We start from the raw sequence: 21676 nt of genomic DNA, 5'->3' as shown, positions 1-21676 counted from the left end.
CGCCGCAGATCCATTAGATGGGGGTGTGTTGGCTTTCGTCAAGTTGCCGATGGGGCAGTCGGTCCAGTTCCTGTGCTACCGGCTCGTAAGACCGAGCGATCTCGATGATCTTCCTGGCCGCCTCGCCGGTCGAAATCAACATCCATGGGCGTGGGTCACTTTGCCACCGACGCGGCAGATCCGCGCCCGGTGTTTCATCACCCCACCGCCAAAGCGGATAATCGTCCTGGCTCTCTACGATCTCGCCGACGCCCAAGTCGTGCCTTAGCAAAACCTGTCTGACGGACTCCAGGCTCGGTTGCCTCCGATCCATCCTCCACTGTAGGCCATAGCTGAAGTCATTGTAGTTCGATTTGTCGAAGAAGGTATAGAATCGGAGAGAGAGGTCCGGATACGCGATGCAAAGGCGCGACCACCGAGAGCCCTTGACGATGGTCTCTTCAAGGGACCAGCCCTCTGGCAACCCATCACTGATGTCGGCCTGTAGCTTCTGGATCAGGCGCTCTCGCAGCGCATCCATGGCGTTGCTCACGAGGAACGCCGTCTCAATGGTGTCCGCCTCGGCAGCCATGTAGGAAGCAACATCTTCAGTTTCGGTCACGTCCCTGACTCCTTGAAAGACTTTACGGACATAGCGGGGAATTTCGTCGATGAAGGCGCGGACCCGGGGCGAGTGGTTGATGTCGCGGCATCTTTCGAAGAAGGGAATAAGGTCGATCCAGCTGCTTTCGATCAGGCGCCCGCTTTTGATGTTATACATGCGGCTTTCGCTCAGGATGCTGACATTCGGTGCCTCTTTTCGAGCGCCTGGCAAGTAGATGACGTGTCCATGCTCGCCGACATGATCGAGATAACGCTTTAGTTGCAATGGTTGGTCCGGCGCGAAAGGTTTGTTCTCAATGACGATCTTTCGACGGTCTCCCAGTTTGACAGAGATATCCAGCCGTCCTTGGGCGACGACTTCCTCTATCTGCACCATCGCCGTATCGAGCTGTTGATGCTGAATGTTCATTTGCCGCAGAAATTCCCGTAGAAAGCGCGCTCCCTGGCTGTGGGATCCCCTCGGGTCGAGCATCCATGCCAAGATTCTGGAAAGAGCCAGCTCATTGGGAGCAAACAATTCGAAAGCAGAAAAGTTCATGCTCAATTCAACGTCGTATTTCGATCGTGCCTCCTTGAATACCTCGTGGACGGATATAATTTTTTCCATGAATATGTCGATGCGCTGAAACACTTTTTGACGGTCCAATTGGTCGATAGCGAGGATGTATTGAAGGAATCACATCAAAGGATGTTTGGTATGTCTCCGATTTCCGTCAAGTGGTCGGATTGCCGACGTTAAACGGGGTGTAAAGAACATGGATGGTGAGTTTACGGAACGCGATCGGATCCTTGGGGTCCAGGCTGACGGGGATCGGTGCCGTAGGGTGCTGGCGCTTGCGTGTTTCCGACCGGGTGCGACCCGATAAGCAAGAACGGGATGTCCATTCGATGGATGTATCCTCTCAAACATAACGCTGGCCATTCCGTTCGAAGTCGATATATTCCAGCCGATACGTCGATTTCCGGGGAGAGCCATGTTCCTTCGTCGCCATTGCCTGATGCTGTTTGCCGCCCTGTCGGCCTCGATCCTGTCCTCCACCCTGGCGCCTGCCCAGGCCAAGGCGGAGGGCAGGATCACCGTTTTTGCCGCCGCCAGCATGAAGACGGCGCTGGATGCCGCCAATGCCGCCTTCACGAAGGAGAAGGGCGTCGAGGTCACGGTCTCCTATGCGGCGAGTTCGGCGCTCGCCAAGCAGATCGAATCCGGCGCGCCGGCCGATCTCTTCATCTCTGCCGATCAGGACTGGATGAACGAGGTGGCCGGCAAGAAGCTGATCAGGCCGGAAACCCGCACCGATTTGCTCGGCAACCGCATCGTGCTGGTCGCCGCCAAGGCTGCCGCGCATCCGGTGGAGATCAAGCCCGGCTTCGATCTCAAGGGCCTGCTGGGCGACGGGCGGCTGGCCATGGGCGCCGTCGAGAGCGTGCCGGCCGGCAAATATGGCAAGGCGGCGCTGCAAAAGCTCGGCGTGTGGGACAGCGTTTCGTCGCGCGTGGCCGGCGCTGAAAACGTGCGCGCGGCGCTTGCCCTCGTTTCGCGCGGTGAGGCGCCCTACGGCATCGTTTATGCCACCGATGCGGCGGCCGAGCCGGGTGTCGCGGTTGTCGGCACCTTTCCGGAAGACACGCATCCGCCGATCATCTATCCGGTGGCGCTCCTCACCGATTCGAAGAATGCTGCGGCGGCCGATTATCTCGCCTTCCTGAAATCGCCGGCGGCGGCGTCCTTTTTCCAGTCGCAAGGCTTTACGGTTCTGAAGTAGGCTGGACGACAGGTGGCGCGGCGTCCGCGCCGCGCCCGTCTGCATGGTGTGTCTCGTGTCGAGTTTCTGGTCCCTGAGTGCGGAGGAATGGACGGCGATTGCGCTTAGCCTGCGGGTGTCGATTGTCGCCACGCTGCTGAGCCTGCCCGTCGGCATCCTCGTCGGCTATCTTCTGGCGCGCGGGCGCTTCTGGGGCAAGTCGCTGCTCAACGGTCTCGTGCACCTGCCGCTGATCCTGCCGCCGGTCGTCACCGGCTATATCCTGCTGATCCTGTTCGGTCGGCGCGGCCTGGTCGGCGCGTTTCTCGATCAGGCGTTCGGTCTTGTTCTCTCCTTCCGCTGGACGGGTGCGGCGCTTGCCGCCGCCGTCATGGGTTTTCCGCTGATGGTGCGCTCGATCCGGCTCTCCATCGAAGCGGTGGATGTGAAACTGGAGGAGGCAGCCGGTACGCTTGGTGCCTCGCCCGTCTTCGTTTTCCTCACCGTCACCCTGCCGCTGATGCTGCCGGGCGTGATTGCCGGCCTGATCCTTGCCTTCGCCAAGGCGATGGGTGAGTTTGGTGCGACCATCACCTTCGTCTCCAATATTCCGGGCGAGACGCAGACCCTTTCTGCCGCGATCTACACGTTCACCCAGGTGCCGGGCGGCGATGCGGGCGCGCTGCGGCTGACGCTGATTGCGGTAGCGCTGTCCATGACGGCCCTGCTGGCCTCGGAACTGCTCGCCCGTCTGGTGGCGAAAAGGGTCGCGGCATGACGCTTTCGGTTGCCATCCGTCACCGCCAGGGCGAATTTTTGCTTGATGTCTCCTTCGCATCGGAGCGTGGCGTGACGGCTTTGTTCGGCCGCTCGGGGTCCGGCAAAACATCGGTGCTGCGCATCGTCGGCGGCCTCGTGCGACCGGACGAGGGGCGTGTCACGCTTGATGGCGACATACTGGTCGATACGCTGCGCGGTCCCGGTCGCCGGATCGATGTTCCCGCCCATCGCCGCCGCTTCGGCTATGTGTTTCAGGAGCCACGGCTTTTTCCGCATCTGACCGTCCGCCAGAACCTGGCCTACGGTCGCTGGTTTTCCGGCCGCGCCACGTCGCGCGCCGACGCTGCCCGGATTGTCGAGATGCTGGGGATCGGCCATCTGCTCGACCGCCGGCCTGCCACGCTGTCGGGCGGGGAAAAGCAGCGCGTCTCGATCGGCCGGGCCCTGCTCTCCAGCCCGCGCATGCTGTTGATGGACGAGCCGCTCTCGGCGCTTGACGAGGCCCGCAAGGCAGAAATCCTGCCCTATCTGGAGCGGCTGCGCGATGAACTGGACCTGCCCATTCTCTATGTCAGCCATGCCGTGGCGGAGGTGGCCCGGCTTGCCGATCGCGTCGTGGTGATGGCCGATGGCAAGGTGGACGGGATCGGCAGCCCGAGCGAGATGCTGGGCGGTCTTGCCGAGGCGAGCGGGCGCGAGGCGGGCAGCGTGCTGACCGGAACCGTCTCCGACCTCGATCGTGACGCCGGCCTTGCGGTGATTTCACTCTCGTCGTCCCGGCTGATGATTCCGCAGGCGGGGCTGGTGGAAGGCCAGAGCGTGCGGCTTCACATTCCGGCGCGCGATGTGCTGGTGGCAACCGTGCGGCCGGAGGGCATCAGCGCGCTGAACATTCTGGAGGGACGGGTGGCGGCGCTCGAGCCGCGCGGCGCCGGCACGGTGGATGTGGCGATCCGTTGCGGCCTCGACATCATCCACGCCCGCATCACGGAATTTTCCATGCACCGGCTGGCGCTTGTTGAGGGCATGCGCGTCCATGCGATCGTCAAGACGGTGGCGCTTGATCGCGGTTGAAAAGGCCTGCCGAGCCCTGTGATCGCGATCGCGGAAATGTGATTTTGCGATACCTCTGGCTGCCTGCCGTGCGGCGATTTTCCATTTGACGTGCGCAGCGAGCGGGTCTACCTCAAGAAGGCGCGACGTTCCGTGCGCACTTTCCCGAAACCGACCCCCGAGGGGATCATGCCATCCAACGACCATAGTCGATTGACCGTGCCGTTTGCGGCCGCCGCGCTGAGCTGATCTTCTCTTCGGCTCCCTCGCGACGGGCCGCAGACGGCCGGTCGTTCGCAGGAGGTGAGCCATGAACGCAACCATCCGCTTTTTTGCCGATCAGCTGCGCCGCACCACGGCCCGCAGGGATCCGAACGAAATCTTCGCCGAACGCCTGACCTTCGGCGACCGGCTGGCTGACCGCATTGCTGTGGTCGGTGGCTCCTGGAGCTTCATCATCGGTTTCACCGTCTTCCTGGTCGCCTGGGCGATCCTGAATACGGTGGTGCTGGCCGCCAATGCCTTCGACCCCTTTCCGTTCATCTTCCTGAACCTGATGCTGTCGATGCTGGCTGCCCTGCAGGCTCCGATCATCATGATGAGCCAGAACAGGCAGGCTGCAAAGGATCGGCTGGCAGCACGGCTGGACTATGAAACGAACCTGCGCTCTGAAGCGGAAATTGCCAACCTGCATGCCAAGGTGGATGCACTGACCAGCGACATTGCCATGTTGCTGCGGCTGCAGCTCTCCGGCAGTGACCTGCGCAGCGAAAGCGCCGAAGCGCTCAACTGAGAGCGGACGGGTGCCGGATTATTCCGGCATTTCCGATGGGACCCGGGCTCCGGCTGCCTGCGTTCTGGGTCGCTGGTCTTCCAGCCAGGCCAGGTCCTCGCCCATCGCCTCCAGGGCCTTCGCCTCCATGGCCCGGAACCGCTGGATGAGTACCTCGCCGAAGGCGGTCAACTGCGCGCCGCCGCCCTGCTTGCCGCCCCGTTGTCGTTCCACTGCCGGCTCATCGAACATGCCGTTCAAGGCGTCCACCAGCAGCCAGGCGCGGCGATAGGACATGTCCATCGCCCGGCCCGCCGCAGAAATGGAGCCGGTGTCGCGGATGTGCTCCAGCAGTTCGATCTTGCCCCGCCCAAGCCTGTCCGCTGGCGGAAAATCCAGTCGCAGAACGAGCCGGATGGCCTGTCGATCGGTGTGCGGCATGACGCGCCCTCCGGGTTGTCTGGTGCTTTTCTGCCCATATCAAGAGCCGCCGGGTGAATCCATCGGAATCCGTCGAAGTATCACGGATGCATTGACAAGCAGGTTCTTACCCAACAAGTTGCCGCCATCCGATTGCCAGCTTCCGGGGGACATCATGTCGAGACGCGTATGGCTTGGACTTTCCCTTTTTCTTGCCGCCCTCACCCCTGCCGAAAGCCTGATGGCCCAGCAGACGGAACGCCGCATCGAAAAGACCGCGGATGCCGATTATCCCGGCTTCGACCTTCGCACCGTGAAGAATCTGGCTCTCGACCAATGCGAGAAGGCCTGCGTCGACGACAAATCCTGCCGCGCCTTCACCTATAACGTGAAGGCGAAGTGGTGTTTCCTGAAATCCGATTATAGCCAGCAGAACAGCTTTGCCGGTGCCGTGGCGGGGCGCATCGTCACGGCCTCCGCCGAGCCGGATCTTGGCGCGCCGCCGCGCCTCTCCTTCCTGTCGGCGCAGGCGAAGAACCAGGCGGATGAACTCTATAACCGGCTCGAAATGCCAGCGGAACTGGCGGGCCAGGGGCTGGAAAGCCTGAAGGCGCTGGCCCAGCTCGATCTCGTCAACGGTGACGTGCCGGGCGCGATTGCGGCGCTGACCGGCGCGCTCTCCATCCAGCCCGAGGATGCGACCCTCTGGATCGAGATGGCCCGCACCGCCGGCACCGTGCGCGACAATGCCGAACTGGCCGGAACGGCGCTGCCCGCCGCCATCAATGCCTATGCCTTTTCCCGCACCGCGCCGGTGCGCGCGGAGGCGCTGGCGCGGCTTGGCGAGGCGTTCGAGGCCCAGGAGAATCACCGCCTTGCCATCGAGGCACTGAAGGAAAGTCTCGATCTCGTCGCCTCGCGCAGCGTGCAGGCTCGCTACAACGACCTGAAGGAGCGCTGGGGTTTCCGCGTCGTTGATCATTCCGTGGATGCGGATGCGGCAAGCCCGCGCGCCTGCGTGCAGGTGTCCGAACCCCTGCAGAAGTTCGGAACGGATTATGCGAGTTTCGTGACGCTGAACGGCGTGGCGCCGAAGGCGGTCGAGGCGAAGGACCAGCAGATCTGCGTGGAAGGCCTGTTGCACGGACAGCGCTACAAGCTGTCGCTGCGGCGCGGTCTGCCCTCCGCCAATGCCGAAAGCCTGCCGGCGACGGTTGATCTCGACATCTACGTGAAGGACCGCGCCCCCTCGGTGCGCTTCACCGGCGACAGTTTTGTGCTGCCGTCCACCGCGCGGCGCGGCATTCCGCTGGTCTCGGTCAACACCACCAGCGCCATGCTGAAGCTCTACCGGATCGGCGATCGCAACATTGCGCCGCTGCTCGCCAATTCGCAGTTCCTGACCCAGATGAGCGGCTACGGCGCCGATCGTATCCGCGAGGAAAACGGCGAACTCGTCTGGCAGGGCACGATCGACATCGCCCAGGACGTCAACAAGGACGTGGTGACGAGCTTTCCGGTCGACGAGGCCCTGCCGAAGCGCAAGCCGGGCGTCTATGTGCTGACGGCAGCCGCCGGCACCGGCACGGTGGATGAGTGGTCGAACCAGGCGACCCAGTGGTTTGTCGTTTCCGATCTTGGCCTTTCCACCTTTGCCGGCACCGACGGGCTGAATGTCTTCGTCCGGTCTCTGGCGACCGCGGAGCCCGCCGCTGGCGTTCAATTGCAGCTGCTGGCCAAGAACAACGAGGTGCTGGGCACGGCGACGACTGATGCGGACGGCCGCGCCGTCTTCAGCGCCGGCCTGATCCGCGGCACCGCCGCCATGGTGCCGGCCGTGCTGATGGCCTCGCGCGGGGCGGATGATTTCGTCTTCCTTGACATGACCCGGGCGGGCTTCGACCTGTCCGATCGCGGTGTCACGGGTCGCCCCGCTCCCGGCGCGATCGATGTCTATGCCTGGACCGAACGCGGCATCTACCGCCCCGGTGAAACCGTGCATGCGGCGCTCCTGGCGCGCGACACGGAGGCGGCGGCGATCGAAAACCTGCCGCTCACGCTCGTTTTCCTGAGACCTGACGGCGTCGAGGACCGGCGCATGACGGGCAATGGCACGCTCGGCGGCTATGCCGTGGACCTGCCGCTGCTTGCGACATCCATGCGCGGCACCTGGACCCTGCAGGCCTTCACCGACCCCAAGGGCTCGCCGATTGCCGAAAAGCGCTTCCTGGTCGATGACTTCGTGCCGGATCGTGTCGAGTTCGACCTGAAGACCGAGGCGCGCGAGATCGTGCTTGGCGAAGAGGTGCCGGTCACTGTCGATGGCCGTTATCTCTATGGTGCGCCGGCGGCCGGCCTTGGCCTGGAAGGCGAGATCGTCCTGAAGCACACCCGGGTGCGGGAGACCTATCCCGGCTATCTGTTCGGTCTGGCGGATGAGGAGGCGACCGAGGCGGAGCGGCTGCCGCTCGACGATCTCTCCACGCTCGACGAAGCCGGAAAGACAAGCTTCGATGCAGGCCTGACGGAACTGGCCGCGACCACGCAGCTGACGGATGCCGAGATCGTCGTGCGCCTCAAGGAAGGTGGCGGCCGGGCGGTGGAGCGCAAGCTGACGCTGCCGGTGCGCGCCGATGGCGACCGCATCGGCATCAAGCCGGAATTTTCGGGCGACCTCGCCGAAGGGGCCGTCGCCAATTTCAACGTGATTCTGGTGGGGGCGGATGGCGCACGCAAGGCCGCCCGCGACCTTCACTGGTCGCTGGTGCGCATCGAGCGCGATTACCAGTGGTATCGCGAGGGCAGCGCCTGGCGTTACGAGGCGGTCAGCCGCACGCGGCGGGTGGCCGATGGCAAGGTGTCGGTCGAGGCCGCCAATGGCGGTCGCGTCTCGGTGCCGGTCGAGTGGGGACGCTACCGCCTGGAGGTGGAAACGGCGGCGGCCGATGGCCCGGCCAGCAGCGCCGAGTTCGATGCCGGCTGGTTCGTCACTGCAAGCTCCACCGAAACCCCGGATGCGCTGGAGGTCGCGCTGGACCGGCCGAGCTACAAGGTCGGCGAGACGGCGAAGCTGAAGATTTCCTCCCGTTATGCTGGGAAGCTGATGGTGACGAGCGGCGCGGAAAACCTGATATCCGTGCAGAATGTGTCGATCGGCGAGACCGGCGGCGAGGTCGATATCCCCGTGACCGAGGCCTTCGGGGCGGGCGCCTATGTCACGGCAACGCTCTATCGTCCCGGCAATGCCCAGGAAAGCCGCATGCCGATGCGGGCGATCGGCATTACCTGGCTGAAGGTCGATCCGCAGACGCGCGATCTGGCTGTGACGCTGTCCGCGCCCGACCAGACCTTGCCGCGCCAGCCGCTCGATGTGTCGGTTGACGTGAAGGGTGCCGGTGTCGGCGAGGAGGCCTATGTCACTGTTGCGGCCGTCGATGTCGGCATTCTCAACCTTACCCGCTACGAGCCGCCGGCACCGGATGACTGGTATTTCGGCCAGCGTCGCCTGGGGCTCGAAATTCGCGACATCTATGGCAGGCTGATCGATGGCTCGCTCGGCGCCACCGGGCGTCTGCGCACCGGCGGCGATGGCGGCAGCATTGCGCTGCAGGCAAGCCCGCCCAAGGAAAAGCTCGTCGCCTTCTTCTCCGGCATCGTCCGGCTCGATACGGACGGAAAGGCGAAGGTTTCCTTCGATATTCCCCAGTTCAACGGCACGGCGCGCGTGATGGCGGTGGCCTGGAGCCGCAGCGGCGTCGGCCATGCCACCCGCGATGTGGTGATCCGCGATCCGGTCGTGCTGACCGCCAGCCTGCCGCGCTTCCTGGCGCCTGGCGATCAGGCACGCCTGCGTCTCGATATCGCCAATACCGATGCGCCCGCTGGCGATTATCAGCTGGCGGTGACGACCAACGGTCTTGTTGAAACCGATACCGCGCGTGCGACCCGCACCGTCCGTCTGGAGGCCGGCGGCAAGCAGACCCTGAACCTGCCCCTGAAGGCGGTGCGGACCGGTGATGCGACGGTGACGCTGACGCTTTCCGGCACTGGCGTGTCCCCGATGGAGCAGGTGCTGAACCTGCCGGTGCGGCCGGCCGTGCTGCCGGTCACGCAGCGACGGGTGATCCCGCTGGCGCCGGGCCAGAGCCTGACGGTCGACGGCAATCTGCTGGCGGACTCCGTGCTGTCTGGCGCATCGGTCGCGCTCAGCGTCACCCGGGCGGCGGAGTTCGACGTGCCGGGGCTCCTGATGTCGCTCGACCGCTACCCCTATGGCTGTGCCGAACAGACGACCAGCCGGGCGCTGCCGCTGCTCTATCTCTCCGAGCTGTCCCGCCAGAACGGCCTGGCGGACGATGCCGCGGTAAAGAAGCGGATCGGGGAGGCAATCCGCCGCGTGCTCTCCTACCAGTCCTCCTCAGGCAGCTTCGGCCTGTGGAGCCCTGGCTATGGCGACAAGTGGCTCGATGCCTATGTCACCGATTTCCTGACGCGGGCGCGCGAGCAGGGCTATGACGTGCCGGAACAGGCGCTGGTGCAGGCGCTGAGCAATCTCCAGAATTCGCTGGCTTACGATGTCAACGTCAAGGACCAGGGCAGCGAGATCGCCTATGCGCTCTATGTGCTCGCCCGCAATCGCAAGGCCTCGATCAGCGACCTGCGCTATTATGCAGATACGATGCTGTCGGATTTTCCAACCCCGCTGTCGCGGGCGCATCTCGGGGCGGCTCTTGCCCTTTATGGCGATGCCCAGCGCTCGAAGACCGCCTTCAATGCCGCGCTGCAGATGACGCAGCAATCGGTGGCGAAACCTGTCAGCCTGTCGCGCTCCGATTACGGCTCGCTGCTGCGCGATGGCGCGGCGGTGCTGGCGCTGGCGGCCGAAAGCCGGCCAATGCCGGCTATCGTGCCGCAGCTTTCCGCGCTGGTTGCCGGCCAGTGGCGCGCCAAGGCCTATACCAGCACGCAGGAACAGGCGTGGATGCTGCTCGCCGCCCGGGCCCTGCAGCAGGGTGACGAGGCGCTGAAGGTGGATGTCAACGGTGCGTCTCAGACCGGCCGTTATGCCGAACGCATGGCCGGCGACGATCTGGTCAAGGCGCCGGTAACGCTGACCAATCGTTCGGCCGATCCGGTCTCGGCGGTCGTCACCACGGTTGCCGCGCCCGCCCAGCCCCTGCCGGCCGGCGGCGAGGGTTTTTCCATCGCCCGTGCCTATTACACGATGGAGGGCGAGGAGGTCAGCGTCAGCGATGTGCAGCAGAACCAGCGCTATGTCGTGGTTCTCACCGTCAAGGAGGGCAATGACTGGCCGTCCCGCATCCTGATCCAGGATCTGCTGCCGGCCGGGTTCGAGATCGACAACCCGAACCTCGTCAACAGCGCGGATCTCTCGAATTTCGACTGGCTGGGTGAGGTACAGGCGGCGCATACCGAGTTCCGCAACGATCGTTTCGTCGCGGCCTTCGACCGCAGCGCCGGCGATGATCGGGAAATCACGCTCGCCTATGTCGTTCGGGCCGTGACCCCCGGTACCTACGATCATCCGGCTGCGACCGTGGAAGACATGTACCGCCCGCAGCTTTCGGCCCGCACTGCGACTGGCCGCATGCAGGTGACGGAGGCGAAGTAAGGCGTGATGCGACGGTGGCGTCTGGCAGCGGCGGGTGCGGCCGGGCTCGTGCTTCTGGCGACGGCCGGCCTTGTTGCGCTCGATGCTGCCGACCGTGCCTTTCCGCCGCCGCTTGAGGCCGCCTCCGAGATCTCCCCGGAGGTGTTCGATGCGGAGGGGCGCCTGTTGCGCGCCTTTGCCACTCGCGATGGCCTCTGGCGGCTGAAGACCACGGCCGCCGATGTCGATCCGCAGTTCCTGCGCATGCTGGTCGCCTATGAGGACCGGCGTTTCTATGCGCATGGCGGTGTCGATCCTTACGCCGTCCTGCGCGCCGCTGGCCAATTGCTGACCAGTGGCCGGATCGTCTCGGGCGCCTCCACGCTCTCCATGCAGGTGGCGCGGCTGATCGAACCCCGCGACAGCCGCTCGCTGCTGGCAAAGCTGAAGCAGATGGCGCGCGCCGTGCAGATAGAGCGGCGGCTCGGCAAGGGGGAGATCCTCGATCTCTATCTGACGCTGGCGCCCTATGGCGGCAATCTGGAAGGGGTGAGGGCGGCAAGCCTTGCCTATTTCGGCAAGGAGCCGAAGCGGCTTTCCGTGGCGGAGGCGGCCCTTCTCGTCGCCCTGCCGCAATCGCCGGAGGCGCGCCGGCCGGATCGTTTTCCGGAGGTGGCACGGGCGGCACGCCAGCGGGTGCTGGGGCGCGAGACGGTGGCGACGGCGGTGGGCGAGGGGGAGGCGGAGCGCGCCGCCCTTGTCGGCGTGCCACGCGAGCGGAGACAGTTACCGGCGCTCGCTGCCCATCTGGCGGAAGCGGCCGTCAGGCTGAAACCCGACGAGCGCCGCCATGTCACGACGCTGCTGAAGCCGATCCAGCAGGGACTGGAAGCGGTGGCGGCCGCCGCGGTTTCCGGCCTGCCGCCGAAGACATCGCTTGCCATGGTAATGGCCGATGCGACGACGGGCGCGATCGTGGCCGAGGTCGGCGCCGCCGATTATTTCGATGTCGCCCGCTCCGGCTGGATCGACATGACCCGGGTGCCGCGTTCGCCCGGCTCGACGCTGAAACCCTTCATCTACGGGCTCGCCTTCGAGGACGGGCTGGTGGCGCAGGAAACCATTATCGAGGATCGTCCGGCGGATTTTTCCGGCTACCGCCCGCGCAATTTCGACATGCGCTACCAGGGCGATGTCAGCGTGCGCGAGGCCTTGCAGCTGTCGTTGAACGTACCGGCGGTGCGGCTGCTGGAAGGCGTCGGGCCGGCCAAGCTGATGGTGCGCTTCCGCCGGGCCGAGGTGCGGCCGATGCTGCCGGCCGGCGAGGCGCCGGGCCTTGCCATCGGCCTTGGCGGCGTGGGGCTGACGCTGAAGGATCTGGTGCAGCTCTATGCAGGGCTCGCGAACCAGGGGTTTCCGGTTCTGCTTGGCGACGGGATCCGCGACCAGCCGCGGCGGCTGGCGGCCGAACCGCTGCTCGACCCGGTCGCGGTCTGGAACGTGACCGATGTTCTCTCCGACGTGCTGCCGCCGCAGGGGGCGCGCAAGCTCGGCCTCGCCTACAAGACCGGCACCAGCTACGGCTACCGCGACGCCTGGTCGGTGGGCTATGACGGGCGCTATGTGCTGGGCGTCTGGGTTGGACGGCCGGACAATGGCGCCGTACCCGGTATCACCGGCTATGGCACGGCGGCCCCGCTGCTGTTCGAGGCCTTTGCCCGGTCGGGTGTGGCGATCAGCCCGCATCCAGCGCCGCCGTCCGGCGCGCAGCGGCTGGCGCTTGCCGATCTGCCGATCGGTCAGCGGCGGTATGCGGTAACGGCAAGCGGCCTCGTCCGCTCCTCCACCCGCGAGGCTGCCCCGCAGATCGTCTATCCGCCGGAAGGTGCGCGCGTCGATCTCGGCGCCCGTGCCGGCCAGGAGATTGCGCCGCTGGTGCTGAAGCTGCAGGGCGGGCGTGCACCGTTCCGCTGGCTCGCCAATGGCAAGCCGCTTTCGGATCTCTCCCGCAAGCGCATTTCGGAATGGCAGCCGGATGGCGCCGGCTATTCGACGCTGACGGTGATCGACGCCGTGGGGCGTGCCGCAACCGTGCGCGTCTTCATCGAATGATCAGCAGGTGACGCGCGCAATGGCGTGGAAGAAGGTGCCTGTCACCCGGCCGCGTCGTCCGCCCGACAGACCGATCGGCGTGCCGGTGCCATCGGCGATCTCGGCAAAGGCCGCGTCGCGGCCGGGATCGGTCACGCGGGCATAATGAAACTCGTGGCCGCGAATAAGCGCGCCCGCATTCCCCATCGGCCCGTCCGCCAGCAGCCGGGCCTGCCGGTAGCCGAGGTTCATCTTGCGTCTGGCAAAGCTCGTGGAATGCGAGAGAAGCCCTGTCATCGCGTGGGAAACGCCGTCTGAATCCTCAAGACCCTCGCCGAGCACCATGTAGCCGCCGCATTCGCCATGCACCGGCCGCGTTTCGGCAAAGCGCTGAAGCCCGGCCTTGAAATTCTGCGCTCCCGCCAGTGCACCGGCATGCAGCTCCGGATAGCCGCCGGGCAGCCAGCAGGCATCGCAGTCTGCCGGCGGCGCTTCGTCGGCAAGCGGCGAGAACGGGACGAGTTCGGCACCGGCAGCCCGCCAGTGGCGGCCGAGATGCGGATAAAGAAAGGTGAAGGCGGCATCGGAGGCGATGGCGATCCGCTGTCCGGGCGGCGGCAGATGGGCGATGGTCGCGCCCGCGGCGGGTGCGATCGGAACCGCGAGCGAGAGGATCGCATCGAGGTCAAGCGCCTCTTCCATCACATCCGCCAGCCGGTCGATATGGCTCTGGATGGCCGGGTGCTCGCTTGCCTGCACGAGGCCGAGATGCCGTTCGGGCATCGACAGCGTCTCGTTGCGCATCACCGCGCCGACGACGGAAAGCCCGGCCTGTTCGATCGCCGTTTTCGAGAGGCGGACGTGCCGGTCGCTGCCGGCCCGGTTCAGCACGATCCCGGCGATCCGCACCGCTGCGTCGTAATGCCGGAAGCCGACGGCAACGGCAGCCGCCGTTTGGCTCTGGCCGGACACGTCGAGCACCAGCAGCACCGGAATGTGGAGGAGACGGGCAAGATCGGCGGCCGAACCGGTGCGGCCCTCGCCACCGGCAATGCCGTCGAACAGGCCCATGGCGCTTTCGATCAGCAGCAGGTCGGTGTCCTCGGCCGCTTCCGCCAGGAGGTGCTGCACCAGATCCGGCTCCATCGCCCAGCTGTCGAGGTTGAGGCCCTGCCGGCCGGTGGCGGCCTGGTGAAAGCCCGGATCGATATAGTCCGGCCCGGACTTGATGCCCCGCACACGAAGGCCGCGGCGCGACAGCGCCCGCAACAGACCGATGGTGACGCTGGTCTTGCCGGCGCCGGAACGGGGCGCGCCGATGATGAGGGCCCGCGTCATGACGCTGTCTCCAGGCCATTCAGGCGGGGTCGCATGGTGACGATGTCGCCGATCACGATCAGCGCCGGGGCGGCAAAGCCTTGCTGCTCCGCCTCTGCGGCGAGAGTGGCAAGCGTTGCCGTCAGCAGCCGTTCTTCCGCTGTCGTCGCGGCCATGATGATGGCCGCCGGCGTGTCGGGTGTTCGCCCGCCCTCGATCAGCAGACGGCTGATGGTGGCGAGGTTCTTCAGCCCCATGTAGACGACGATCGGTTCACCGGTTCTGGCGAGCGCCGTCCAGTCGAGGTCGCCTTCCTCGCCGGCCGCGTGGCCGGTGGCGAGCGTGATGGCCCGGCTGATGCCGCGCATGGTGGCGGGAATGCGCACCGATGCGAGCGCCGCCAGCGAGGCCGTCATGCCCGGCAGGATCCGAAACGGAATCTTGGCCGATGCCAGCGCCTCGGCCTCTTCGCCACCGCGGCCGAAGATGAAGGGATCGCCGCCCTTCAGCCGCAGCACGCGCCGGCCTGCGCGCGCCAGCCGGATCAGCGACAGGGTGATGTCCTCCTGCGCCGTGGAGGGCTTGCCGCCGCGCTTGCCGGCATAGAGAACCTCCGCCTGCGGTGCGAAGCCAAGCACCTCCTCGGAAACCAGCGCATCATGCACGACGACATCGGCCTTGCCGAGCGCATCCAGCACATCGAGCGTGAGATAGCGGGCATCGCCGGGACCGGCGCCCGCAAGCCACACATGGCCCGGCTCGAAGGCGGGCAGGCGGGCGGCAAGACGCTGAAGGGCGGGGTTCGTCATACGAAAACCTTTTGTCGGTGACGTGCGACCACGCCACCGCTATAGAAACGCTCATGGATGCGGAACGCAAAGACGAGACCGGCAAGACCCTGCGGCGCGGCTGGACCACGGGCACCTGTGCCGCGGCCGCCGCCAAGGCTGCCTGTCTGGCGCTGACGGGCCATGGCTTTCCGGATCTGGTGGAGGTGACGCTGCCCGGCGGCCAGCGCCCCGGCTTTTCGCTCGCGCTGGAAGAGCGCGGCGAGGGCTTTGCCCGCGCCGGTATCATCAAGGATGCGGGCGATGACCCGGATGTCACCCATGGCGCGCTGGTCGTCAGCACGCTGAGGGCCGGTCCGGCCGGCGCCGGCATCCGCTTCTTTGCCGGCGAGGGCGTCGGCATGGTCACGCGTCCGGGTCTCCCCATTCCGCCCGGCGAGCCGGCCATCAACCCGGTGCCGCGCCAGATGATCGCCGCTGCGATCCGCGAGGTGGCCGGCGAGGCCGCCGATATCGACGTCGAAATTTCCATTCCTGGCGGCGCGGCGCTTGCCGAAAAGACCCTCAATCCGCGCCTTGGCATTGTCGGCGGCCTGTCGGTGCTCGGCACCACCGGCATCGTCATTCCGTTTTCCTGCTCGGCCTGGATCCATTCCATCTGGCGCGGCATCGATGTGGCGCGGGCAGAGGGACTGACGCATGTGGCCGGTTCCACCGGCATGACCACGGAAAAGGCCGTTCAGGCGCATCACACTCTGCCGGAGACGGCGCTGCTCGACATGGGCGATTTCGTCGGCGGCATGCTGAAATATCTGCGCAAGCATCCGGTGGCGAAGGTCACGGTCGCCGGTGGTGTTGCCAAGATCACCAAGCTCGCCCAGGGCATGCTCGACGTGCATTCCAAGCGCGGGCTTGCCGATCTCGACGCGCTGGCGGCCGTTGCGGAGGAGGCGGGTGCCAGTGCTCCACTTGCATCCGCCATCCGCACCGCCAACACGGTGGCTCAGGCCTTCGCGCTTGCCGAAAGCGAGGGGCTTGATCTCGGCAACCGCATGGCTGCGCGCGCCTGGCAGACGGCTGCCGCCGCCCTTGGCAGCGAGGCGATCGCGCTCGAGATCCTGATCTTCGACCGGGCCGGAAAGCTCGTCGGCGAAGCGCCCTTCACCCCCTCCGATCATGCCTCGTCCTTGCCCCTGGGCGAGCGGAAGCGGCGTACGTAATCGGCGCTGTAGAGCGCGCTTTCGCGAAAATCCGCCGCCTTGAGGCCAGGGCCGACGAAGATCAGCGCCGTGCGTTCGATCGGCTGGGCCGCAACCTGTGCGGCTATGTCGGTGAGCGTGCCGCGCAGGATCGTCTCATCCGGCCAGCTGGCCTTCACGACGATGGCAACCGGGCAATCGGCGCCGTAATGCGGGGTCAGTTCCGCAACGATCGTCTCCAGCGCGTGGATGGCGAGGTGGATGGCCAGCGTCGCGCCGGTCGCCGCGAAATTGGCGAGCGTTTCCCGCTCCGGCATTTTCGAGGCGCGGCCGGAGACGCGGGTAAGGATCAGACTTTGCGCAACTTCGGGAATGGTGAGTTCGCGCTTCAAGGCCGCTGCCGCCGCAGCAAAGGAGGGAACGCCGGGCGTCAATGTGTAGTCGATGCCCAGCCGGTCGAGCCGGCGCATCTGCTCGGCCACCGCGCTCCACACGGAGAGATCGCCCGAATGCAGGCGGGCAATGTCCTCGCCCGCCGTGTGGGCACGCAGATATTCCGCTTCGATCTCGTCCAGCGACAGCGATGCCGTATCGACGATCCGGGCGCCGGGCGGGCAGTAATCCAGCAGTTCGCGCGGCACGATGGAACCGGCATAGAGGCAGACCGGCGAGCGGGCGATGAGATCGCGGCCGCGCACGGTGATGAGATCGGCCGCGCCCGGGCCGGCGCCGATGAAATGAACCGTCATGCGGCGTCCTCGATGGTTTCCCCGACAATGGCGATGGCGCAGGTGACACCCTGCGACACATGGCGCGGCCCGACGAGGCGCGCGGATGGGCCGCCGGCGGCCAGCGCTGCCGCCTCGCAGAAGCTGGAAATCCCGGCATGGCCGACGCTGTGCGGCGAGATCGTCAGCGTGCGATCCGACACCGCGTCCATCTCTGCCTCGGAGAGCACGGAAAGCTGCACGCCCAGCCGCTCGGCGGCTTCCAGCAGGCCCGCCTCGTTGGCCTTCAGCGTTCCGGTGGCAAGACGCGCGGGGCGTTCGCCAGCGCGGCCGAAGGCTGCAAGTGCCTCGTCCAGCACGGCCATCACCGTCTCTGCACTGGTGCCGCGGCGGCATCCGATTCCGGCAATCATCATGGTCTGCTTCCTATTGATGTCGATAGATCCACTGGGTCACCGGCATGGCCGGCCGCCAGCCCGTCATGCGGCCGACCGGTTCGGCCCGATCGACCGAGAAGCGTGTCAGGCTACCGCCGAGCCTTGCGTGACAGGCCAGAAGAACCTGCTCCATCTCCAGCGTCACTGCATTGGCGACCAGCCGGCCGCCGGGGCGAAGCGCCGAAAGTGCCGCTTCCATCACGCCCGTGCCGCTGCCGCCGCCGCCGATGAAGATGGCGTCCGGGCGCGGCAGATCTTTGAGCGCCTCCGGTGCCTTCCCTTCCACCAGCGTCAGGCCGGGCACGCCGCAGCGAGCTGCGTTGCGGCGGATGCGGGCGGCGCGTTCTGCATGATGCTCGACGGCAATCGCCTGTAGGGAGGGATGCGCCAGCATCCATTCGATGCCGATCGAGCCAGAGCCGGCGCCGATGTCCCACAACAGTTCGCCGCGACAGGGCGAGAGGGCCGAGAGCGTTGCGGCGCGGATCTCCCGCTTGGTGATCTGCCCGTCATGGTCGAAAAGTTCGTCCGGCAGCCCGAAGCCGAGCGGCAGTACGCGCGCCGCGGGCTCGGCGGTGATCTCGAGCGCGACGAGGTTGAGCGGATCGATCCCGGTCAGCGCAAAGTCGCGGGCCAGCGTGCCGCTCAGGCGCTCCCCGTCGCCGCCGAGCGCTTCCAGCACCGTCAACCGGCTTGCGCCGAACCCTTCGTCGCAAAGCAGGCGGGCAAGTGCGCCGGGACCTGCCGCATCGGAGGTGAGGGCCAGTACCTTTCGTCCGGGATGCAGCAGCGGCCGGACCAGATCGAGCGGCCGGCCATGCAGCGACACGGTCTCGATGTCCTGCAGCGCCCAGCCCAGCCGCGCGGCGGCAAGCGAGAAGGCAGAGGGTGACGGATAGGCGTAAAACTCCGCGGCCGGCACATGCCGCGCCAGTGTGACGCCGACGCCGAAGAAAAACGGATCACCGGATGCCAGCACGCAGACCTTCTGGCCCCGGAGCGCAAGCACTGCCTGCATCGCCGTGTCGAAGGGCTGCGGCCAGGCGCGTGCCTCGCCGGTGATTGCCGCGGCCGCAAGCTCCAGATGTCGCCGGCCGCCAAACACCACGGCAGCCCCGGCAATCGCGGCGCGGGCCCTCTCTCCGAGGCCTTCCAGTCCATCCTCGCCGATGCCGACGATGGACAACCAGGGGCGAGCCGCTAGAAGGGAGGAAGAGGATTCAGGAGCCAAGATGGTGCACTCCCTTCTCATTCTGGGCGGAACGACGGAAGCGCGGCAGATCGCCGAGGCTTTGAAGGGTCTCGGCCGTTTCCGGCTGGAGCTGTCGCTGGCGGGCCGCACCCGCACACCGGTCACGCAACCCGTGCCGGTTCGCCAGGGCGGCTTCGGCGGCGCCGAGGGGCTGGCGGCCTATCTGCGGGAGCGGGGTATCGACCTGCTGATCGACGCGACGCATCCCTACGCGGCACGCATCTCCGCCAATGCTGCCCGCGCGGCCGATCTCGCCGGTGTGCCGCTGCTGGCGCTGAGGCGTCCGGGCTGGGCGCACGTCGCCGGCGACCGGTGGATTGAGGTCGACGACGTTCCGGCGGCCGTCGAGGCACTGGGAATGGCGCCACGCCGCGCCTTTCTGGCGCTCGGGCGTCAGGAGCTTCTGCCGTTCGAGGCTGCCCCCCGGCATGTCTATCTCGTGCGCAGCGTCGATCCGGTCGATCCGCCGCTTGCCCTGCCGCAGGTGACCTATCTGACCGCCCGAGGCCCCTTTGCGGAGGAGGACGAGCGGACGCTTCTCTCGGAAAACCGCATCGAGGTGATTGTCTCCAAGAATTCCGGCGGCACGGCCAGTTACGGCAAGATCGCAGCCGCCCGCGCGCTCGGCATTCCGGTGGTCATGATCCGCCGTCCGGTGCTGCCGGCGGTCCGATCCTTTGAAACGGTCGAGGCGCTCGTTGCTCATGCGTGTCAGCGCTTTCCCGCAGAGGCCGCGTCCCAGGAACGGGGCGAATAGACGAGCGGGCGGTTGCCGTCGCGCGCAATCAGCCGCGTTTCCGCCGAGCCGACGATGATGCAGGTCGCCATGTCGGCCATGTCGGCGCGCGCCTCCGACAACGGCACGATCCGGATCGCCTCGTCGGGACGGCCGGCGGCGCGGCCGAAGATCACCGGAACCGTGCCCGGCAGATGGGCGCGCAGGATTTCGAAGGCCTTGGGCAACTGGTGCGGGCGGGCCTTGCTGACCGGATTGTAGAAGGCCATCACGAAGCCGGCCCCGGCCGCCGCGATCAGCCGCGTTTCGATCACCGACCAGGGCTTCAGATTGTCGGACAGCGAGATGGCGCAGAAGTCGTGCCCCAGCGGCGCGCCGGCCTTTGCCGCAACGGCCAGCATGGCGGTGACGCCCGGAACCACGGCAAACTCAATGCCGCGCCAGGCATCCGGCCCCTGTTCGATGGCCTCGCAGACGGCGGCCGCCATGGCAAAAACGCCGGGGTCTCCGCCCGAGACGACGCAGACCGAACCACCCGCGGCAGCCAGGGTCAGCGCAGCGGCAGCGCGGGACATTTCCTCGCGATTGTCCGAGGCGTGGCGGCGCTGGTCGGGGCGCAGGTCGAGCCGGTCCACATAGGGGCCGTAGCCGAAGAAATCCGTCGCCTCCGCCACGGCCGCCAGCGCTTCCGGCGTCACCTGCTGCGGGCTTCCGGGACCAAGGCCGACGACGGTGAGTTTGCCCGTCATGAGAGGCTTCCCTGTGGCCGGCCCTTCCAGCCGGGGACCAGCACCAGCGAGAAATAGGGGGCGGGCGAGCCGTCATGATCGCCAAGCGGCATGACCGCGCCGGTCGGCATGGTGCCCCGTTCCACATAGATCGCGCCGTCCAGCTTGCCGACGGCTTCCAGCGCCCTGCGGATCTTGGGCAGGTTACGGCCCACCTTCATGATGACCGCGCCGTCGGTGCCGGCCAGCCGCGTGACCAGCACCTCTTCGGCCAGCGTGCCGGGAAGGACGCTCAGAATGTCGTCGCCCTGCACCAGAGGCAGGCCGGCCAGAGACCAGCAGCCCGACATGGCGGTGACGCCGGGGATGACTTCTGCCGGAAAATGCGGTGCAAGCCGCAGATGCAAGTGCATGTAGGAGCCGTAGAACAGCGGGTCGCCTTCGCTCAGCACCGCGACATTGCGTCCGGCCTGAAGATGCAGCGCGATCCGCGCGGCCGATTCGTCGAAGAAGCCATCGATGGCGCGTTTGTAGCTGTCGCTCTCCTTGTCCTCCTCCACCGTGACGGGATAGACGAGTGGCAGTTCGAGGATATCGGCCCGAACATGGGCCTCCACGATGGTGCGGCCGTTGCCACGCGCGCCGCGCTTGGCAAAGAAGGCCAGCACATCGGCGCCATTCAGCGCCTTGACGGCCTTCAGTGTCAGAAGATCGGGATCGCCGGGGCCGGTGCCGACGCCAAACACCTTGCCGGGGGGCTTGCCTGCCATGGTTTCGCTCACAGTCCTGCCCTCGCCAGCGCGTTGACGGCGGCCGCCGTCATGGCCGAGCCGCCCATGCGGCCCCGCACGATGGCATAGGGAATGCCGTGGCGGCTTTCCGCCAGCGCCTCCTTGCTTTCCGCCGCGCCGACGAAACCGACCGGCATGCCGATGATCGCAGCCGGTTTCGGCGCGCCGCGGTCCAGCATTTCCAGCAGGTAGAACAGGGCGGTCGGGGCATTGCCGATCGCGACGACGGATCCTTCCAGCCGGTCGAGCCAGAGTTCGAGAGCGGCGGCGGAGCGGGTATTGACCACCTGTTTCGCGAGGTCCGCCGTCTTCGGATCGCGTAGCGTGCAGATCACCTCGTTGCTGGCCGGCAACCGGGCGCGGGTCACGCCATGCGCCACCATCTGCGCGTCGCAGAAGATCGGCTTGCCGGCGGTCAGGGCCGCGCGGGCAGCCGCGACGAAACCCTCGGAAAATTCGAAATGGGCAGCAGCGTCCACCAGGCCGCAGGCATGGATCATGCGCACGGCGATCTCCGCCTCCTCCTCGCTGAAGCGGGAGAGATCCGCCTCGGCCCGGATGATGGCGAAGGATTTGGCGTAGATCGCATCGCCGTCGCGGATATAGTCGTAGGTCGTCATCATGATCC

The 21676-nt window shown here is 66.4% G+C and carries 18 protein-coding genes; 8 read left to right on the top strand and 10 right to left on the bottom strand.

The window, feature by feature from the left end; genetic code table 11:
• Positions 1 to 13: 13 nt before the first annotated feature.
• On the bottom strand, positions 14 to 1234 hold the full coding sequence (locus tag F3H95_RS15775; RefSeq protein ID WP_149746687.1) for a PD-(D/E)XK nuclease family protein: 1221 nt from the start codon (positions 1232 to 1234) through the stop codon (positions 14 to 16).
• A gap of 343 nt (positions 1235 to 1577) precedes the next feature.
• Between F3H95_RS15775 and modA the strand changes: the two genes are divergently transcribed.
• From modA to F3H95_RS15755, 4 genes are all read left to right on the top strand, one after another.
• Positions 1578 to 2366 (top strand): molybdate ABC transporter substrate-binding protein, encoded by a 789-nt coding sequence (gene modA / locus F3H95_RS15770; RefSeq protein WP_143126329.1) that lies wholly within the window; start codon positions 1578 to 1580, stop codon positions 2364 to 2366.
• Positions 2367 to 2409: 43 nt separating this feature from the next.
• Positions 2410 to 3123, top strand: coding sequence for a molybdate ABC transporter permease subunit (gene modB / locus F3H95_RS15765; RefSeq protein ID WP_149746686.1), 714 nt, complete (start codon positions 2410 to 2412; stop codon positions 3121 to 3123).
• On the top strand, positions 3120 to 4199 hold the full coding sequence (modC, locus tag F3H95_RS15760) for a molybdenum ABC transporter ATP-binding protein (protein WP_143126327.1): 1080 nt from the start codon (positions 3120 to 3122) through the stop codon (positions 4197 to 4199). Before modB ends, modC begins: the two co-directional genes overlap by 4 nt.
• Positions 4200 to 4488: 289 nt before the next feature.
• Positions 4489 to 4971, top strand: a complete 483-nt coding sequence (locus F3H95_RS15755) for a DUF1003 domain-containing protein (RefSeq protein WP_143126326.1) — start codon at positions 4489 to 4491, stop codon at positions 4969 to 4971.
• 18 nt (positions 4972 to 4989) lie between these two features.
• On the opposite strand, the gene F3H95_RS15750 is transcribed toward F3H95_RS15755, so the two are convergent.
• Positions 4990 to 5391: a LysR family transcriptional regulator gene (locus F3H95_RS15750; RefSeq protein ID WP_149746685.1), complete on the bottom strand. Its 402-nt coding sequence runs from the start codon at positions 5389 to 5391 to the stop codon at positions 4990 to 4992.
• 154 nt (positions 5392 to 5545) lie between these two features.
• Between F3H95_RS15750 and F3H95_RS15745 the strand changes: the two genes are divergently transcribed.
• Together F3H95_RS15745 and pbpC are read left to right on the top strand one after the other, a co-directional pair.
• Entirely contained in the window at positions 5546 to 11002 is a 5457-nt protein-coding gene (locus tag F3H95_RS15745; RefSeq protein WP_149746684.1) for an alpha-2-macroglobulin family protein, read from the top strand.
• 6 nt (positions 11003 to 11008) lie between these two features.
• Positions 11009 to 13093, top strand: a complete 2085-nt coding sequence (gene pbpC, locus F3H95_RS15740; protein WP_149746683.1) for a penicillin-binding protein 1C — start codon at positions 11009 to 11011, stop codon at positions 13091 to 13093.
• On the opposite strand, the gene F3H95_RS15735 is transcribed toward pbpC, so the two are convergent.
• Positions 13094 to 14410 (bottom strand): cobyrinate a,c-diamide synthase, encoded by a 1317-nt coding sequence (locus tag F3H95_RS15735; protein WP_149746682.1) that lies wholly within the window; start codon positions 14408 to 14410, stop codon positions 13094 to 13096.
• Positions 14407 to 15198, bottom strand: coding sequence for a uroporphyrinogen-III C-methyltransferase (gene cobA, locus F3H95_RS15730; RefSeq protein ID WP_149746681.1), 792 nt, complete (start codon positions 15196 to 15198; stop codon positions 14407 to 14409). Before cobA ends, F3H95_RS15735 begins: the two co-directional genes overlap by 4 nt.
• A gap of 53 nt (positions 15199 to 15251) precedes the next feature.
• On the opposite strand from cobA, the gene F3H95_RS15725 reads away from it, so the two are divergent.
• A complete protein-coding gene (locus F3H95_RS15725) occupies positions 15252 to 16397 on the top strand; it encodes a cobalt-precorrin-5B (C(1))-methyltransferase (RefSeq protein ID WP_149746680.1) in 1146 nt (381 codons plus the stop codon).
• Here the strand turns inward: F3H95_RS15725 and cobM are convergent.
• From cobM to cbiE, 3 genes are read right to left on the bottom strand one after another with little or no spacing between them, the layout of a single operon-like run.
• Positions 16352 to 17125 carry a precorrin-4 C(11)-methyltransferase gene (cobM, locus tag F3H95_RS15720; RefSeq protein ID WP_149746679.1) on the bottom strand — a complete coding sequence of 258 codons (774 nt, stop codon included), beginning with the start codon at positions 17123 to 17125 and terminating at the stop codon, positions 16352 to 16354. The genes F3H95_RS15725 and cobM overlap by 46 nt on opposite strands.
• Positions 17122 to 17520 (bottom strand): cobalamin biosynthesis protein, encoded by a 399-nt coding sequence (locus F3H95_RS15715; RefSeq protein WP_143126318.1) that lies wholly within the window; start codon positions 17518 to 17520, stop codon positions 17122 to 17124. The genes cobM and F3H95_RS15715 overlap by 4 nt, the downstream gene beginning before the upstream one ends.
• A gap of 10 nt (positions 17521 to 17530) precedes the next feature.
• Positions 17531 to 18772 (bottom strand): precorrin-6y C5,15-methyltransferase (decarboxylating) subunit CbiE, encoded by a 1242-nt coding sequence (gene cbiE, locus F3H95_RS15710; RefSeq protein ID WP_244618030.1) that lies wholly within the window; start codon positions 18770 to 18772, stop codon positions 17531 to 17533.
• Between the two features lies 1 nt (position 18773).
• Between cbiE and F3H95_RS15705 the strand changes: the two genes are divergently transcribed.
• Positions 18774 to 19550 (top strand): cobalt-precorrin-6A reductase, encoded by a 777-nt coding sequence (locus F3H95_RS15705; protein WP_149746677.1) that lies wholly within the window; start codon positions 18774 to 18776, stop codon positions 19548 to 19550.
• Here F3H95_RS15705 and F3H95_RS15700 read toward each other — a convergent pair.
• The 3 genes from F3H95_RS15700 to F3H95_RS15690 are packed head-to-tail and all read right to left on the bottom strand — an operon-like array spanning position 19505 to position 21668.
• Entirely contained in the window at positions 19505 to 20278 is a 774-nt protein-coding gene (locus tag F3H95_RS15700) for a precorrin-3B C(17)-methyltransferase (protein WP_149746676.1), read from the bottom strand. The genes F3H95_RS15705 and F3H95_RS15700 overlap by 46 nt on opposite strands.
• Positions 20275 to 21027, bottom strand: a complete 753-nt coding sequence (locus F3H95_RS15695) for a precorrin-2 C(20)-methyltransferase (RefSeq protein ID WP_149746675.1) — start codon at positions 21025 to 21027, stop codon at positions 20275 to 20277. The genes F3H95_RS15700 and F3H95_RS15695 overlap by 4 nt, the downstream gene beginning before the upstream one ends.
• A gap of 8 nt (positions 21028 to 21035) precedes the next feature.
• Complete coding sequence (locus F3H95_RS15690) at positions 21036 to 21668, bottom strand: precorrin-8X methylmutase (protein WP_149746726.1); 633 nt, start codon at positions 21666 to 21668, stop codon at positions 21036 to 21038.
• Positions 21669 to 21676 lie beyond the last annotated feature (8 nt).

The sequence above is a fragment of the Rhizobium sp. RU35A genome (assembly GCF_900156005.1).
Lineage (GTDB): Bacteria > Pseudomonadota > Alphaproteobacteria > Rhizobiales > Rhizobiaceae > Neorhizobium > Neorhizobium straminoryzae.
This window is presented reverse-complemented; position numbering and strand designations above follow the sequence as displayed.

What these genes read in the sequence shown, in the direction of transcription:
- F3H95_RS15725 (WP_149746680.1), top strand. Translation starts at nt 15,252, where the DNA reads ATGGATGCGGAACGCAAAGACGAGACCGGCAAGACCCTGCGGCGCGGC.
- F3H95_RS15700 (WP_149746676.1), bottom strand. Translation starts at nt 20,278, where the DNA reads ATGACGGGCAAACTCACCGTCGTCGGCCTTGGTCCCGGAAGCCCGCAG.
- F3H95_RS15695 (WP_149746675.1), bottom strand. Translation starts at nt 21,027, where the DNA reads ATGGCAGGCAAGCCCCCCGGCAAGGTGTTTGGCGTCGGCACCGGCCCC.
- pbpC (WP_149746683.1), top strand. Translation starts at nt 11,009, where the DNA reads ATGCGACGGTGGCGTCTGGCAGCGGCGGGTGCGGCCGGGCTCGTGCTT.
- cobA (WP_149746681.1), bottom strand. Translation starts at nt 15,198, where the DNA reads ATGACGAACCCCGCCCTTCAGCGTCTTGCCGCCCGCCTGCCCGCCTTC.
- cobM (WP_149746679.1), bottom strand. Translation starts at nt 17,125, where the DNA reads ATGACGGTTCATTTCATCGGCGCCGGCCCGGGCGCGGCCGATCTCATC.
- F3H95_RS15750 (WP_149746685.1), bottom strand. Translation starts at nt 5,391, where the DNA reads ATGCCGCACACCGATCGACAGGCCATCCGGCTCGTTCTGCGACTGGAT.
- F3H95_RS15715 (WP_143126318.1), bottom strand. Translation starts at nt 17,520, where the DNA reads ATGATGATTGCCGGAATCGGATGCCGCCGCGGCACCAGTGCAGAGACG.
- F3H95_RS15735 (WP_149746682.1), bottom strand. Translation starts at nt 14,410, where the DNA reads ATGACGCGGGCCCTCATCATCGGCGCGCCCCGTTCCGGCGCCGGCAAG.
- modC (WP_143126327.1), top strand. Translation starts at nt 3,120, where the DNA reads ATGACGCTTTCGGTTGCCATCCGTCACCGCCAGGGCGAATTTTTGCTT.
- modA (WP_143126329.1), top strand. Translation starts at nt 1,578, where the DNA reads ATGTTCCTTCGTCGCCATTGCCTGATGCTGTTTGCCGCCCTGTCGGCC.
- F3H95_RS15745 (WP_149746684.1), top strand. Translation starts at nt 5,546, where the DNA reads ATGTCGAGACGCGTATGGCTTGGACTTTCCCTTTTTCTTGCCGCCCTC.
- modB (WP_149746686.1), top strand. Translation starts at nt 2,410, where the DNA reads ATGGTGTGTCTCGTGTCGAGTTTCTGGTCCCTGAGTGCGGAGGAATGG.
- F3H95_RS15690 (WP_149746726.1), bottom strand. Translation starts at nt 21,668, where the DNA reads ATGACGACCTACGACTATATCCGCGACGGCGATGCGATCTACGCCAAA.
- F3H95_RS15755 (WP_143126326.1), top strand. Translation starts at nt 4,489, where the DNA reads ATGAACGCAACCATCCGCTTTTTTGCCGATCAGCTGCGCCGCACCACG.
- F3H95_RS15705 (WP_149746677.1), top strand. Translation starts at nt 18,774, where the DNA reads ATGGTGCACTCCCTTCTCATTCTGGGCGGAACGACGGAAGCGCGGCAG.